This window comes from Phytobacter sp., from assembly GCF_059074235.1.
In genome coordinates this window covers 20,475-34,089 of record NZ_JCACPZ010000001.1, presented here as the reverse complement: position 1 = coordinate 34,089, position 13,615 = coordinate 20,475, and the positions used below count along the sequence as shown (strand labels likewise).

The following is a 13,615-nucleotide window of genomic DNA, read 5'->3' as shown; positions in this document are numbered from 1 at the left end:
TGCACTCCAAATCAACCGTAGCGGCCAGTAATATAATCTTCGGTTTGTTTCTTCTTCGGCTTCGTGAACAGATCATCAGTATTACTGAACTCAATCAACTCGCCGAGGTACATAAACGCTGTGTGATCGGAGCAACGCGCAGCCTGCTGCATGTTGTGGGTAACAATCACGACGGTGTAATCCTGCTTAAGCTCAGTGATCAGCTCTTCAATACGACCGGTTGAGATCGGATCCAGTGCAGAACAAGGCTCATCCAGCAACAACACTTCCGGGCGAATGGCGATACCACGCGCAATGCACAGACGCTGCTGCTGACCACCAGAGAGAGAGTAACCACTCTGGTGTAATTTATCCTTGGTTTCATTCCATAATGCGGCCTTGGTCAATGCCCACTGCACGCGCTCATCCATATCAGGACGAGAAAGCTTTTCAAACAGACGCACGCCAAAGGCGATGTTGTCATAAATCGACATCGGGAACGGGGTCGGTTTCTGGAAGACCATGCCAACTTTCGCACGCAACAGGGCGATATCCTGAGTATTGGTGAGGATGTTGTCCCCATCCAGCAGAATTTCACCTTCTGCACGCTGTTCCGGGTACAGTTCGAACATTTTGTTGAACGTACGCAGCAGGGTGGATTTACCGCAGCCTGAAGGCCCGATGAAAGCCGTGACCTGATTTTTGGCAATATCCAGGCTGATGTTTTTCAGGGCATGGAATTTACCGTAATAGAAGTTCAAATCACGAACCTGAATTTTGTCCGGCGTTGTCTCAACCATACTCATTTGTCTCTTTCCTCAATCAGCACCGCTTACGCCGTGCCGCAAAAATTAGTGTTTCTTGTTCGCGAAAACCACACGCGCCAGGACGTTCAGCAACAGCACACACAGAGTAATCAGCAACACACCGGCCCAGGCCAACTGTTGCCACTCAGCAAATGGACTCATGGCGAATTTAAAGATGGTTACCGGCAGGTTCGCGATAGGCTGCATCATGTCGGTGCTCCAGAACTGGTTCGACAGCGCCGTAAACAGCAACGGTGCCGTTTCACCAGCAATACGCGCAACGGCCAGCAGAACCCCGGTCAGGATGCCGGAAACAGAGGCTTTAAGCGTAATCGCAGAGATCATTTTCCATTTCGGTGTACCCAGTGCATAAGCCGCTTCACGCAGGCTATCCGGCACCAGTTTCAGCATGTTCTCGGTCGTACGAATAACGATTGGCACCTGCAGTAGCGCCAGCGCTATCACACCCGCCCAGCCAGAGAAGTGCTGCATCTGCATCACCACAATGGTGTAGACGAACAGGCCCACAACGATAGATGGGGCAGACAGCAGGATATCGTTAATGAAGCGAATCACTTCAGCCAGCCACGATTTACGGCCGTATTCAGCCAGGTAAATCCCGGCCATGATGCCGAGCGGCGTACCCACTGCAGTTGCCCAGAAGATCAGTAATCCACTGCCTGCCAGCGCATTCGCCAGACCACCACCTGCCGTGTTCGGCGGCGGCGTCATCTCAGTGAACAGTGCGAGCGACATTCCATCAATACCGCGGGTCACGGTCGACATCAGGATCCAGATAAGCCAGAACAGACCGAATGCCATGGTCGCCATAGAGAGTGTTAAGGCCAGACGGTTTTTAGCACGGCGTTTTGCCTGCATCTTGCGACGGGATTCAGCCAGCTCTGCGGTGGCCTGCATTTCAAGCGTAGCCATTAGCGTGCCCCCTCGTTTTTCGCCAGACGCATGATCATCACTTTAGAAATAGCCAACACGATGAAGGTAATAACGAACAGGATCAGGCCCAGTTCCATCAGTGCGGCAACATGCAGTCCGGATTCCGCTTCCGCGAACTCATTCGCCAGTGCGGAGGTAATACTGTTACCCGGCATAAACAGAGAAGCGCTGTCGAGCTGGTAGGTGTTACCGATGATAAAGGTCACCGCCATGGTTTCACCCAGTGCACGGCCCAGACCCAGCATCACACCACCAATCACACCGTTTTTGGTAAACGGCAGAACGATACGCCAGATAACTTCCCAGGTGGTGCAGCCAATGCCGTAGGCAGACTCTTTCATCATCACCGGGGTTTGTTCGAACACATCGCGCATAACCGCAGCGATGTAAGGAATAATCATAATGGCGAGGATAACGCCTGCGGCCAGAATCCCGATACCGAAAGCCGGACCGGAGAACAGCGCGCCAACAAAAGGAATGGCGGCCATCACATTGCCAACCGGTTCCTGGAAATACTTCGCAAACAGCGGTGCAAAAATGAACAGACCCCACATGCCATACACAATACTGGGGATGGCTGCCAGCAGCTCAATCGCGATCCCTAATGGGCGCTTAAGCCAGCCTGGAGCGAGTTCCGTCAGAAACAGGGCGATACCGAAACTGACCGGGACAGCGACCAGCAGAGCGATAAATGAGGTGACCAGCGTGCCGTAAATCGGCACCAGCGCACCAAAAATTTCGTTCGGTGCATCCCACTCTTTAGTCCAAAGGAAGGAGAAACCAAATTTCTGGATACTCGGCCAGGAGGAGAAAATCAGAGACACGATAATGCCGCCGAGCAGCAATAGCACAATCAGCGCAGCCAGTCTTACCAGCGCGCTGAAAATCATGTCACCTTTTTTGCCCGGTGGGCTAAAAGCCGGCTTGGTTGCAGCCATAAGTTACTCTTTACGTTAGACACTATTTGAACGACGCCCGGTAGTGTGAACACTGACCGGGCCTACAAAAAACAACATGTTACCGGATTTGGTAGGGCAGATAAGAGAGAAACTTACCCGCCATCGTTAGAAACTTTGCTTAGTACAGCGCTTTACCGCTGCTGTCTTTCACGTTGGTTTTCCATGCTGCACGAACCTGTGCAATCACGCTCTCAGGCAGAGTTGCGTAATCCAGTTCGTTAGCTTGTTTGCCACCGTTTTTGTAAGCCCAGTCGAAGAATTTCAGAACTTCAGCACCCTGCTCTGGGTTTTTCTGCTCTTTGTGCACCAGGATGAAGGTGGTGGACGTAATTGGCCACACATCTGCACCTTTCTGGTTGGTCAGGTCCTGAGCGAAGGATTTGCTCCAGTCGATGTTTTTAGTCGAGTTGGAGAAGCTTGCTTCGGTCGGAGACACCGGCTTGCCATCAGCAGACAGCAGTTTGGTGTAGGTCAGGTTGTTCTGCTTAGCGTAAGCATATTCAACATAACCAATGGAGCCCGGCAGACGCTGTACGAATGCAGCGATACCGTCGTTACCTTTACCGCCCAGACCGGTCGGCCAGTTAACAGTAGAGCCAGCACCGATAGAGGATTTCCACTCTTCGTTCACTTTAGCCAGGTAGCTGGTGAACACGAAGGAAGTACCGGAACCATCAGCACGACGCACGACAGCGATGTTCTGAGAAGGCAGTTTTTTGCCTGGGTTCAGCTTAGCAATTGCCGCGTCATCCCATTTTTTGATTTTGCCCAGGTAGATATCACCCAGCGTTTTACCATCCAGCACCAGCTCGCCAGATTTGAAACCTTCCAGGTTCACTGCCAGAACAACACCACCGATAACGGTAGGGAACTGGAACAGGCCTTCCTGAGCCAGTTTGTCGTCAGCCAGAGGAGCATCAGAAGCACCGAAATCAACGGTGTTAGCAATGATCTGTTTTACGCCACCAGAAGAACCGATACCCTGGTAGTTTACTTTGCTACCGTTTTCTTTCTGGTAAGTATCAGCCCATTTGGCATACACCGGCGCAGGGAAAGTTGCACCCGCACCCGTCAGACTTGCAGCGGCGTTTACTGCAAAAGCACTCAGAGAAAAGGTCGCGGCGACAACAGTTGCGACAGTGGTACGCATAACGTTCATAATGTCTCCTGCTAGGAATCGTAAATCGTTGTTTAGTGGCTACGATGAGCAAAATAGGACACTTTGATGACAGTTATATGCAAGGATTGTTACTGTTTGATGACAATGGCCACTAAAGTCGAAATTCGCGTAAAAATTCTTGAAGCATCATGGGGATGCTAATTTTGATGACGGTTAGTTTTCAATCAGATTTTACTTTTGTGACAATAAAAAAGTAGATCAAAATCTCGATTACATCATTAGTAAATTCGAAAAAAATTGATTAATTTTCATTTATTCAAGATGTTAATCTCTTTGTTTAACATATCTTTTTTGGCTAACCAGGAGGACATGATGTTCAAAAATTCTGCTTTTGCCTTTGGTTTGTTGGTTCTTATTCCCGCTACTGACGGTCATGCTGATGGGAAAGTCATCTGGGAAAGTTTCCATGATCAAGGCATAGTGAGCAGTAGCGGACGAAATGCATCACATGAAATACGTTTAGAGGCTGATCCCAATATTTCGGTGAGAGATTTAATTGCAACCCGAGATGCGGTCTCCCGCCTAAAAGATGAGAACAAATCTTTGAAAGATTCAGTGAAAACTCTTGAAAGAAGCAACCAGGACCTGAATAGCAAAATTGACGCTATGGAGCGCAAAGTTAGCTCGCTTGAGAGTAAGCTGAACAGCCTGAAATAGACAAACGCCCCGGCTAGCGGGGCGTCTGGAGATTTACTCGACGGTCACGGATTTCGCGAGGTTTCGCGGCTGATCCACGTCTGTGCCTTTAATCAATGCAACGTGATACGCCAGTAACTGCAGCGGCACGGTGTAGAAAATCGGCGCAATCACTTCGTCTACGTGCGGCATCTCAATGATGTGCATATTGTCGCTGCTGGCAAAACCGGCATCCTTATCAGCAAAGACATACAACACGCCACCGCGCGCGCGCACCTCTTCAATATTGGACTTCAGTTTTTCCAGCAGTTCATTGTTCGGCGCAATCACGATAACCGGCATGTCATCATCAATCAGCGCCAGCGGGCCATGTTTCAGCTCGCCTGCCGCATAAGCCTCAGCGTGGATGTAAGAAATCTCTTTTAGCTTCAGCGCGCCTTCCAGCGCGATCGGGTACTGATCGCCACGACCGAGGAACAGCGCGTGATGCTTGTCAGAGAAATCTTCGGCCAGTTGCGCGATGCGTTTGTCCTGCGACAGCATTTGTTCAATACGGCTCGGCAGCGTCTGCAGGCCATGAACAATCTCGTGTTCTACAGAGGCATCCAGACCTTTCAGATGAGCCAGTTTCGCCACCAGCATCAACAGCACCGTTAACTGAGTAGTAAACGCCTTGGTGGAAGCCACGCCAATCTCAGTGCCAGCATTGGTCATAATGGCGAGATCAGATTCGCGCACCAGAGAAGAACCCGGCACGTTGCATATCGCCAGAGAACCCAGATACCCCAGCTCTTTTGACAGACGTAGACCCGCCAGGGTATCTGCCGTTTCGCCAGACTGTGAAAGGGTGATCATCAGACTGTTCCGACGCACGGCTGATTTGCGGTAACGGAATTCAGATGCAATTTCCACATCGCAGGGAACACCAGCCAGGGATTCGAACCAGTAACGGGACACCATACCGGAGTTGTAGGAGGTCCCACAGGCAATAATCTGGATGTGTTCGACTTTGCTTAGCAGCTCATTGGCATGGGCGCCCAGCTCGCTTAAATCCACTTCACCGTGGCTGATACGCCCGGTCAGCGTGTTTTTAATCGCGTTCGGCTGCTCGTAAATCTCTTTTTGCATGTAGTGGCGGTAAGCACCTTTGTCGCCCGCGTCGTACTGCAAGTTGGATTCAATTTCCTGGCGTTTCACACCTGCGCCAGATTTATCAAAGATGGAGACGGAGCGGCGGGTAACTTCGGCAATATCACCTTCTTCAAGGTAAATAAATCGACGAGTCACCGGCAGCAACGCCAGTTGGTCAGAGGCGATAAAGTTCTCGCCCATGCCCAGACCGATAACCATTGGGCTGCCGGAACGCGCGGCCAGCAAGGTGCTCGGGTCACGGGAATCCATGATGACCGTACCGTATGCACCACGCAGTTGCGGAATAGTACGCAGTACTGCATCACGCAGCGAACCGCCCTGTTCCAGCTCCCAGTGCACCAGGTGAGCAATCACTTCGGTATCAGTTTCTGAGACGAAGGTATATCCACGTGCTTTCAACTCTTCACGCAGCGGTTCGTGGTTTTCAATAATGCCGTTGTGTACTACCACGATGTGGTCAGATACATGCGGGTGAGCATTGCCTTCTGAGGGCTCACCGTGTGTCGCCCAGCGCGTGTGCGCAATACCTGTTCCACCGTGCAAAGGGTGTTCTTCCGCAGCCTGGGCCAATACCTGTACCTTACCAAGGCGGCGCAGGCGGGTCATATGACCTTCTGCATCAACCACGGCCAGACCGGCGGAGTCGTAACCCCTGTATTCCAGACGACGTAAACCTTCGAGAAGGATTTCTGCAACATCACGCTGCGCGATAGCGCCAACAATTCCACACATATTTTTTGATTCCGATTTTGGCTTTACGCCATGCGTTGTCGGTCAACCTGTATGCCTGTTTCCAGGCGCCCCGAGCCTTGTAGAGAGTGGGGTTATTTTTATGATACTGCCAGTGGGCGGGGGATTATGTTATCCCCTCATCCCTGATTTGCCTGATAAGACATAACCGCCATCAGGCAAACGAATACTGTTCGCTACTTCTTCTTCACCGGACGACGCCAGCCCGCTTTATGCACCTGCGGCACCCGAGTAAGCACCAGTTCATTCTCAGCCACATTACGCGTTACCGTCGTGCCAGCGGCGATCGTAGCGCCATTGCCGACGCTAACCGGTGCAATCAGTTGGGTGTCTGAACCGACAAACACATCATCACCAATAAGGGTTTTGTGTTTGTTTGCACCGTCGTAATTACAGGTGATGGTGCCTGCACCGATATTGACGTTATCACCAATTTCAGCATCACCAAGGTAGCTCAGATGCCCTGCTTTTGAGCCCTTGCCCAACCGCGCTTTTTTGATCTCAACGAAGTTACCGACATGGGCACCTTCCAGCAGTTCAGCACCCGGGCGCAAACGCGCGAAGGGGCCAATGGTGCAAGCCGCATCAAGCGTTGCATCCTCTACAACACTGTAGGGGCTGATTTCACAATCGTCACCGATGACGCTGTTTTTGATAACACATCCCGCGCCGATTTTAACGCGATGACCGAGGGTGACCTGGCCTTCGAGGATCACGTTAACGTCGATTTCGACATCACGACCGTGAACCAATACGCCACGCAAGTCAAAACGCGCGGGATCGCGCAGCATCACACCAGCCAACAGGAGTTTATCGGCCCGCTCAGTGAGATAGACGCGCTCAAGGCGAGAAAGCTGCAGACGATTGTTCACACCTTCAACTTCGCTCAGACGCTCAGGATGAACGGCAGCGATTTCATGGCCTTCCTGGTAAGCAAGGGCGATAATATCGGTGATGTAGTATTCACCTTGTGCATTATTATTGGTGAGTTTGCTCAACCAGCGTTTTAAATCCCCACCGTTGGCGATAAGAATGCCGGTGTTGATTTCCTGAATGTTGAGCTGCTCTTCGCTGGCATCTTTCTGCTCAACAATGCCACTCACATTGCCATTTTCACGCGTGATACGACCATAGCCGGTAGGGTCGTCGAGCTTAACCGTGAGCAGGCCAATACCATTTTGCGGTTTGGCATTACGCAGGCGCGTCAGCGTTTCGGCTGAAATCAGCGGTACATCGCCGTAAAGCATCAGAATATCTTCATCATCAGTGAAGAAGGGCGCGGCCTGCTGCATGGCATGCCCGGTACCGAGCTGCTCGGCCTGTAAAACCCAGTTGAGTTTGTCGTCAGACAGTGTTTGTTTTAACAGATCGCCGCCGTGACCATAGACCAGGTGCACGTTGCTCGCCCCAAGATTGTTAGCCACATCAATCACATGCTGAACCATCGCTTTCCCGGCAAGGGTATGCAGCACCTTCGGCAGATCGGAATACATGCGTGTGCCTTTGCCCGCGGCAAGGATCACCACACTCATTTTCGTGTTCAACATACGCGTCCTGACTGTAATTTGAGTGGAATTTTTACTGTTTCACGTTGAAACTTCTACATTTTTTTCGATGCGAATTGGGCTGCGGATGAAATGCTCAACCCACCGCTTTGAAAAGTAATTTAGGGCATATTATCGGCTATTACACGGATATTTGTCGGATAATGCAGGGAGCAATATGCAGGAATAGACGGCAGCATCCTGTTTTTATTATTTTTTTTAGTCCTGAATAAAGAAGCATGGCGAATGTCTGGATGACAGCCATAAAAAAAGCCAGCCTGATAATCAGACTGGCTTTTTGACTTTAAGCCGGTGTTACATCGCTTTTTTGGTCAACTCGATAACGCGCAGTTTAGCGATCGCTTTGGCCAGTTCCGCAGACGCCTGAGCGTAATCCACGTCACCGTGAGAGCTCTTGATGTGCTCTTCAGCCTTACGTTTAGCTTCCAGAGCTCGCGCTTCGTCGAGATCCTGGCCGCGAATTGCGGTATCAGCCAGAACGGTCGTGCTGCCAGGCTGCACTTCAAGAATGCCGCCGGACAGATAGATAAACTCTTCATGACCGTGCTGTTTAACGATGCGAATCATACCAGGCTTAATGGCGGTGAGCAGCGGTGCGTGACCCGGGTAAATACCCAGTTCACCTTCGCTTCCCGTTACCTGGATTTTCTCGACCAGACCAGAGAACATTTGTTTCTCTGCGCTGACGACGTCCAGGTGGTAAGTCATTGCCATATCACCCTCCGATTAAGGCGTTAAAGTTTTTTGGCTTTTTCCACGGCTTCGTCGATAGAACCGACCATGTAGAACGCCTGCTCTGGCAGGTGATCGTATTCGCCTTCCATGATGCCTTTAAAGCCACGGATGGTGTCTTTCAGGGAGACGTATTTGCCCGGAGAACCGGTAAATACTTCTGCCACGAAGAACGGCTGGGACAGGAAGCGCTGGATCTTACGAGCACGCGCTACCACCAGTTTATCTTCTTCAGACAGTTCATCCATACCCAGGATGGCGATGATGTCTTTCAGTTCCTGGTAACGTTGCAGCAGGGACTGTACGCCACGCGCGGTGTCGTAGTGTTCCTGACCAACAACCAGAGGATCCAACTGACGGCTGGTGGAGTCCAGCGGGTCAACGGCCGGGTAGATACCCAGAGACGCGATCTGACGGCTCAGTACCACGGTTGCATCTAAGTGAGCAAAGGTGGTGGCTGGTGATGGGTCAGTCAAGTCATCCGCAGGTACGTATACTGCCTGAACGGAGGTGATAGAACCGGTTTTGGTGGAAGTGATACGTTCCTGCAGAACGCCCATCTCTTCCGCCAGCGTCGGCTGGTAACCTACCGCTGAAGGCATACGACCCAGCAGTGCAGATACTTCAGTACCGGCCAAGGTGTAACGGTAGATGTTATCGACGAACAGCAGTACGTCACGACCTTCGTCACGGAATTTCTCTGCCATGGTCAGGCCGGTCAGTGCAACGCGCAGACGGTTTCCCGGTGGCTCGTTCATCTGGCCGTAAACCAGGGATACTTTGTCCAGTACGTTGGAGTCGGTCATTTCGTGGTAGAAGTCGTTACCCTCACGAGTACGCTCACCTACGCCCGCAAACACAGAGTAACCGGAGTGCTCGATCGCGATGTTACGGATCAGCTCCATCATGTTTACGGTTTTACCTACACCCGCACCACCGAACAGACCGACTTTACCGCCCTTCGCGAACGGACACATCAGGTCGATAACTTTAATACCGGTTTCCAGCAGTTCCTGAGAGCTGGACAGCTCTTCATAGGACGGTGCTGCACGGTGAATAGCCCAACGGTCTTCTTCACCGATGTCGCCTTTCATATCGATCGGCTGACCCAGGACGTTCATGATACGACCCAGGGTTGCTTTACCTACCGGGACTTCGATCGGGTGTTCGAGGTCTTTAACTTCCAGACCACGACGCAGACCGTCGGAAGAACCCATGGCGATGGTACGCACGATACCACCACCGAGCTGCTGCTGAACTTCCAGCACCAGGCTCTCGTTACCATTGTTTACCTCAAGAGCATCGTACACGCGCGGTACGGCATCCTGAGGGAATTCGACGTCAACCACGGCGCCGATTACCTGGACAATTTTTCCAGTAGCCATCTTGAATCCTCTACGAATTAACCTGGTTATACCGCGGATGCACCACCGACGATTTCGGTGAGTTCCTGAGTAATGCTGGCCTGACGAGCTTTGTTGTATACCAACTGCAGCTCTTTAATCAGGCTGCCGCCATTGTCGGTAGCGGCTTTCATCGCCACCATACGTGCGGCCTGCTCGCTGGCCAGGTTTTCAACAACACCCTGATAAACCTGAGATTCAACATAACGACGCAGGAGGGTATCCAGCAGCGCTTTTGGATCTGGCTCATACAGATAATCCCAGGATTTACGCTTCAACTCTTCATCTTCTGCAGCCGGTAACGGCAGCAACTGAGTGATCGTCGGAACCTGAGACATGGTGTTGATAAATTTGTTACTGACAATATAAAGCTTGTCCAGACGACCTTCGTCGTAAGCCTGCAGCATGACTTTTACCGGGCCGATCAGTTCGGACAGGGAAGGGTTATCCCCCATACCGGTTACCTGAGCGACAACGTTGCCACCTACGGAGTTAAAGAAAGAGACGCCTTTAGAGCCGATCATAGCGAGGTCGCTTTGAACGCCTTTATCAGACCAGACTTTCATATCCGCCAGCACTTTTTTGAACAAGTTGATGTTCAAGCCACCACACAGACCACGGTCGGTCGACACCACCAGGTAGCCCACGCGTTTAACGTCGCGTTCTTCCAGGTAAGGGTGCTTATATTCCAGATTACCGTTAGCAAGGTGACCAATCACTTTGCGCATGGTATCTGCATATGGACGGCTGGACGCCATGCGATCCTGCGATTTACGCATTTTGGAAGCGGCGACCATCTCCATCGCTTTAGTGATCTTTTGCGTGTTCTGGACGCTTGCGATCTTACTACGTATCTCTTTTGCGCCGGCCATGAGCTTCTCCTCAATGCCTTGCGGCCTGTCCTAAGACAAGCCGCCAGACGTTACCAGGACTGGGTTGCTTTGAAGGAATCGAGGATGCCTTTCAGCTTGCCTTCGATTTCGTCGTTATAGCCACCGGACTGGTTAATCTCTTGCATCAGCGGAGCGTGATCACGGTCGACGTAAGCCAGCAGAGCGGCTTCGAAGCTACCGATTTTCGCCAGTTCCACATCTTCGAGGTAACCGCGTTCAGCCGCGAACAGCACCAGGCCCTGTTGTGCAACAGACATAGGGGCATACTGTTTCTGTTTCAGCAACTCGGTCACTTTCTGACCATGACTCAGCTGTTTACGGGTTGCTTCATCCAGATCGGATGCGAACTGAGAGAACGCAGCCAGTTCACGATACTGTGCCAGTGCGGTACGAATACCACCGGACAGTTTCTTGATGATCTTGGTCTGAGCAGCACCGCCCACACGGGATACGGAGATACCCGGGTTAACTGCCGGACGAATACCGGAGTTAAACAGGTTGGTTTCCAGGAAGATCTGACCATCGGTAATAGAAATTACGTTGGTCGGAACGAACGCAGAAACGTCACCCGCCTGGGTTTCGATGATTGGCAGCGCAGTCAGGGAACCGGTTTTACCTTTCACTTCGCCTTTGGTGAAGGCTTCAACGTACTCAGCGTTAACGCGGGATGCGCGTTCCAGCAGACGGGAGTGCAGATAGAAAACGTCGCCCGGGAATGCTTCACGTCCTGGCGGACGACGGAGCAGCAGGGAAACCTGACGGTAAGCAACAGCCTGTTTAGACAGGTCATCGTAAACGATCAGCGCATCTTCACCGCGGTCACGGAAGTATTCGCCCATTGCGCAACCGGCATACGGCGCCAGGTATTGCAGTGCAGCAGATTCAGACGCGGTTGCCACAACAACGATAGTGTTGGACAGTGCGCCGTGCTCTTCCAGTTTACGAACCACGTTAGAAATGGTGGACGCTTTCTGGCCGATAGCCACGTACACACATTTGATGCCGGAATCGCGCTGGTTGATGATCGCATCGATTGCCATCGCGGTTTTACCGGTCTGACGGTCACCGATGATCAATTCACGCTGACCACGACCGATTGGGATCATGGCATCAACGGATTTATAACCGGTCTGTACCGGCTGATCGACGGATTGACGTTCGATAACGCCCGGTGCGATAACTTCGATTGGCGAGAAGCCATCGTTATCAACCGGACCTTTACCGTCGATTGGTGCACCCAGGGTGTTCACCACGCGACCCAGCAGGCCACGGCCAACCGGAACTTCAAGAATACGGCCAGTACACTTAACCTTCATGCCTTCGGCGAGGTCAGCGTAAGGACCCATCACAACTGCACCTACGGAGTCGCGCTCCAGGTTCAGTGCGATAGCGTAACGGTTACCCGGCAGGGAGATCATTTCACCCTGCATACAATCGGCCAGGCCGTGGATGCGGATAACACCGTCGCTTACGGAAACAATAGTACCTTCGTTGTGAGCTTCACTCACAACACTGAACTGAGCAATGCGCTGCTTGATCAGTTCGCTGATTTCGGTGGAATTCAGTTGCATGCTCCAGTCCCCTTAAGACTGCAAGACGTCTGCAAGGCGTTCAAGACGGCCGCGTACGCTGCCATCAATGACCATATCACCCGCACGGATGATTACGCCTGCCATTACAGACTTATCGATTTTGCAATTCAGCTTCACTTTGCGTGATAGACGTTTTTCCATCGCGGCACTGATTTTCGAAAGCTGTTCTTCACTCAGTGCGGTCGCAGAAGTCACTTCGACTTCAGCGATAGCCTCGCTGGCTGCACGCAATTGAATAAACTGCTCAAGAACATCAGGGAGCGCTTTAAGACGACCATTTTCTGCCATCACCCGAATCAGGTTTTGGCCGTTGTCGTCAAGTTGCTCCCCACAGACTGCGATAAACGAATTAGCGAGCGTTTCCGGTGCCATTGCACCGGAGAGAAGCTCTGCCATGTGTTCGTTCTTCGTCACCTCGGCGGCAAACACCAGCATATCCTGCCAGCGGTCAACGCTTTGGGTTTCGACGGCAAAGTCAAAAGCTGCTTTGGCGTAGGGGCGAGCTACCGTTACAAATTCAGACATCAGCCCCTCCTCCTTACAGTTCAGCGACCAGTTTATTCACGATGTCGCTGTTAGCAGCTTCATCCACGGAACGCTCGATGATCTTCTCGGCACCGGCAACAGCCAGCAGAGCCACTTGCTTACGCAGCTCTTCACGGGCACGTTTACGTTCAGCGTCAATTTCCGCCTGCGCCTGCGCCACGATTTTAGTACGTTCCTGCTCGGCTTCTGCTTTCGCTTCGTCCAGGATCTGAGCACGGCGTTTGTTCGCCTGTTCAATGATGACCTGAGCTTCAGCTTTCGCTTTTTTCAGCTGGTCGGTCGCATTGGCCTGTGCAAGGTCCAGGTCCTTTTTAGCCCGTTCAGCGGAAGCAAGACCGTCAGCAATTTCTTTCTGACGTTTTTCAATGGCAGCCATTAAAGGCGGCCATACGTACTTCATGCAGAACAGAACGAACAGGACAAACGCGATGGCCTGGCCGAGGATTGTTGCGTTTAGATTCACAGCAC

General features: G+C 51.8%; 13 protein-coding genes. 1 reads left to right on the top strand and 12 read right to left on the bottom strand.

Features of this window, described 5'->3' with window-relative positions:
• Nucleotides 1-11 precede the first annotated feature (11 nt).
• From pstB to pstS, 4 genes are all read right to left on the bottom strand, one after another.
• Complete coding sequence (gene pstB / locus AC5JPW_RS00160) at nucleotides 12-785, bottom strand: phosphate ABC transporter ATP-binding protein PstB (RefSeq protein ID WP_131413014.1); 774 nt, start codon at nucleotides 783-785, stop codon at nucleotides 12-14.
• A gap of 45 nt (nucleotides 786-830) precedes the next feature.
• Nucleotides 831-1,718, bottom strand: a complete 888-nt coding sequence (pstA, locus tag AC5JPW_RS00155; RefSeq protein ID WP_494237615.1) for a phosphate ABC transporter permease PstA — start codon at nucleotides 1,716-1,718, stop codon at nucleotides 831-833.
• Nucleotides 1,718-2,677: a phosphate ABC transporter permease PstC gene (pstC, locus tag AC5JPW_RS00150; RefSeq protein ID WP_494237614.1), complete on the bottom strand. Its 960-nt coding sequence runs from the start codon at nucleotides 2,675-2,677 to the stop codon at nucleotides 1,718-1,720. Before pstC ends, pstA begins: the two co-directional genes overlap by 1 nt.
• A 139-nt stretch (nucleotides 2,678-2,816) precedes the next feature.
• On the bottom strand, nucleotides 2,817-3,857 hold the full coding sequence (pstS, locus tag AC5JPW_RS00145) for a phosphate ABC transporter substrate-binding protein PstS (RefSeq protein WP_494237613.1): 1,041 nt from the start codon (nucleotides 3,855-3,857) through the stop codon (nucleotides 2,817-2,819).
• Nucleotides 3,858-4,187: 330 nt separating this feature from the next.
• On the opposite strand from pstS, the gene AC5JPW_RS00140 reads away from it, so the two are divergent.
• Entirely contained in the window at nucleotides 4,188-4,535 is a 348-nt protein-coding gene (locus AC5JPW_RS00140) for a hypothetical protein (protein WP_494237612.1), read from the top strand.
• A 33-nt stretch (nucleotides 4,536-4,568) separates the two neighbouring features.
• Here AC5JPW_RS00140 and glmS read toward each other — a convergent pair whose 3' ends face one another.
• The 8 genes from glmS to atpF all read right to left on the bottom strand — a co-directional run bounded on the left by glmS (nucleotide 4,569) and on the right by atpF (nucleotide 13,610).
• Nucleotides 4,569-6,398: a glutamine--fructose-6-phosphate transaminase (isomerizing) gene (gene glmS / locus AC5JPW_RS00135; protein ID WP_494237611.1), complete on the bottom strand. Its 1,830-nt coding sequence runs from the start codon at nucleotides 6,396-6,398 to the stop codon at nucleotides 4,569-4,571.
• A gap of 194 nt (nucleotides 6,399-6,592) precedes the next feature.
• Nucleotides 6,593-7,963 carry a bifunctional UDP-N-acetylglucosamine diphosphorylase/glucosamine-1-phosphate N-acetyltransferase GlmU gene (gene glmU / locus AC5JPW_RS00130; RefSeq protein WP_494237610.1) on the bottom strand — a complete coding sequence of 457 codons (1,371 nt, stop codon included), beginning with the start codon at nucleotides 7,961-7,963 and terminating at the stop codon, nucleotides 6,593-6,595.
• Between the two features lie 312 nt (nucleotides 7,964-8,275).
• Nucleotides 8,276-8,695 carry a F0F1 ATP synthase subunit epsilon gene (locus tag AC5JPW_RS00125; RefSeq protein WP_004107274.1) on the bottom strand — a complete coding sequence of 140 codons (420 nt, stop codon included), beginning with the start codon at nucleotides 8,693-8,695 and terminating at the stop codon, nucleotides 8,276-8,278.
• Nucleotides 8,696-8,715: 20 nt separating this feature from the next.
• Nucleotides 8,716-10,098 carry a F0F1 ATP synthase subunit beta gene (atpD, locus tag AC5JPW_RS00120; RefSeq protein WP_437888184.1) on the bottom strand — a complete coding sequence of 461 codons (1,383 nt, stop codon included), beginning with the start codon at nucleotides 10,096-10,098 and terminating at the stop codon, nucleotides 8,716-8,718.
• Between the two features lie 26 nt (nucleotides 10,099-10,124).
• A complete protein-coding gene (gene atpG, locus AC5JPW_RS00115; RefSeq protein WP_494237609.1) occupies nucleotides 10,125-10,988 on the bottom strand; it encodes a F0F1 ATP synthase subunit gamma in 864 nt (287 codons plus the stop codon).
• Between the two features lie 50 nt (nucleotides 10,989-11,038).
• The gene (gene atpA / locus AC5JPW_RS00110; protein ID WP_437888186.1) at nucleotides 11,039-12,580 is read right to left on the bottom strand and encodes a F0F1 ATP synthase subunit alpha; all 1,542 of its coding nucleotides are present in this window, start codon (nucleotides 12,578-12,580) and stop codon (nucleotides 11,039-11,041) included.
• 12 nt (nucleotides 12,581-12,592) lie between these two features.
• Entirely contained in the window at nucleotides 12,593-13,126 is a 534-nt protein-coding gene (gene atpH / locus AC5JPW_RS00105; RefSeq protein WP_494237608.1) for a F0F1 ATP synthase subunit delta, read from the bottom strand.
• A gap of 13 nt (nucleotides 13,127-13,139) precedes the next feature.
• Nucleotides 13,140-13,610, bottom strand: a complete 471-nt coding sequence (atpF, locus tag AC5JPW_RS00100) for a F0F1 ATP synthase subunit B (RefSeq protein ID WP_044182687.1) — start codon at nucleotides 13,608-13,610, stop codon at nucleotides 13,140-13,142.
• Nucleotides 13,611-13,615 lie beyond the last annotated feature (5 nt).

Excerpts from the sequence above, each read along its gene's own strand:
- pstB (WP_131413014.1), bottom strand. The coding sequence starts at position 785 with ATGAGTATGGTTGAGACAACGCCGGACAAAATTCAGGTTCGTGATTTG.
- pstA (WP_494237615.1), bottom strand. The coding sequence starts at position 1,718 with ATGGCTACGCTTGAAATGCAGGCCACCGCAGAGCTGGCTGAATCCCGT.
- pstC (WP_494237614.1), bottom strand. The coding sequence starts at position 2,677 with ATGGCTGCAACCAAGCCGGCTTTTAGCCCACCGGGCAAAAAAGGTGAC.
- pstS (WP_494237613.1), bottom strand. The coding sequence starts at position 3,857 with ATGAACGTTATGCGTACCACTGTCGCAACTGTTGTCGCCGCGACCTTT.
- AC5JPW_RS00140 (WP_494237612.1), top strand. The coding sequence starts at position 4,188 with ATGATGTTCAAAAATTCTGCTTTTGCCTTTGGTTTGTTGGTTCTTATT.
- glmS (WP_494237611.1), bottom strand. The coding sequence starts at position 6,398 with ATGTGTGGAATTGTTGGCGCTATCGCGCAGCGTGATGTTGCAGAAATC.
- glmU (WP_494237610.1), bottom strand. The coding sequence starts at position 7,963 with ATGTTGAACACGAAAATGAGTGTGGTGATCCTTGCCGCGGGCAAAGGC.
- AC5JPW_RS00125 (WP_004107274.1), bottom strand. The coding sequence starts at position 8,695 with ATGGCAATGACTTACCACCTGGACGTCGTCAGCGCAGAGAAACAAATG.
- atpD (WP_437888184.1), bottom strand. The coding sequence starts at position 10,098 with ATGGCTACTGGAAAAATTGTCCAGGTAATCGGCGCCGTGGTTGACGTC.
- atpG (WP_494237609.1), bottom strand. The coding sequence starts at position 10,988 with ATGGCCGGCGCAAAAGAGATACGTAGTAAGATCGCAAGCGTCCAGAAC.
- atpA (WP_437888186.1), bottom strand. The coding sequence starts at position 12,580 with ATGCAACTGAATTCCACCGAAATCAGCGAACTGATCAAGCAGCGCATT.
- atpH (WP_494237608.1), bottom strand. The coding sequence starts at position 13,126 with ATGTCTGAATTTGTAACGGTAGCTCGCCCCTACGCCAAAGCAGCTTTT.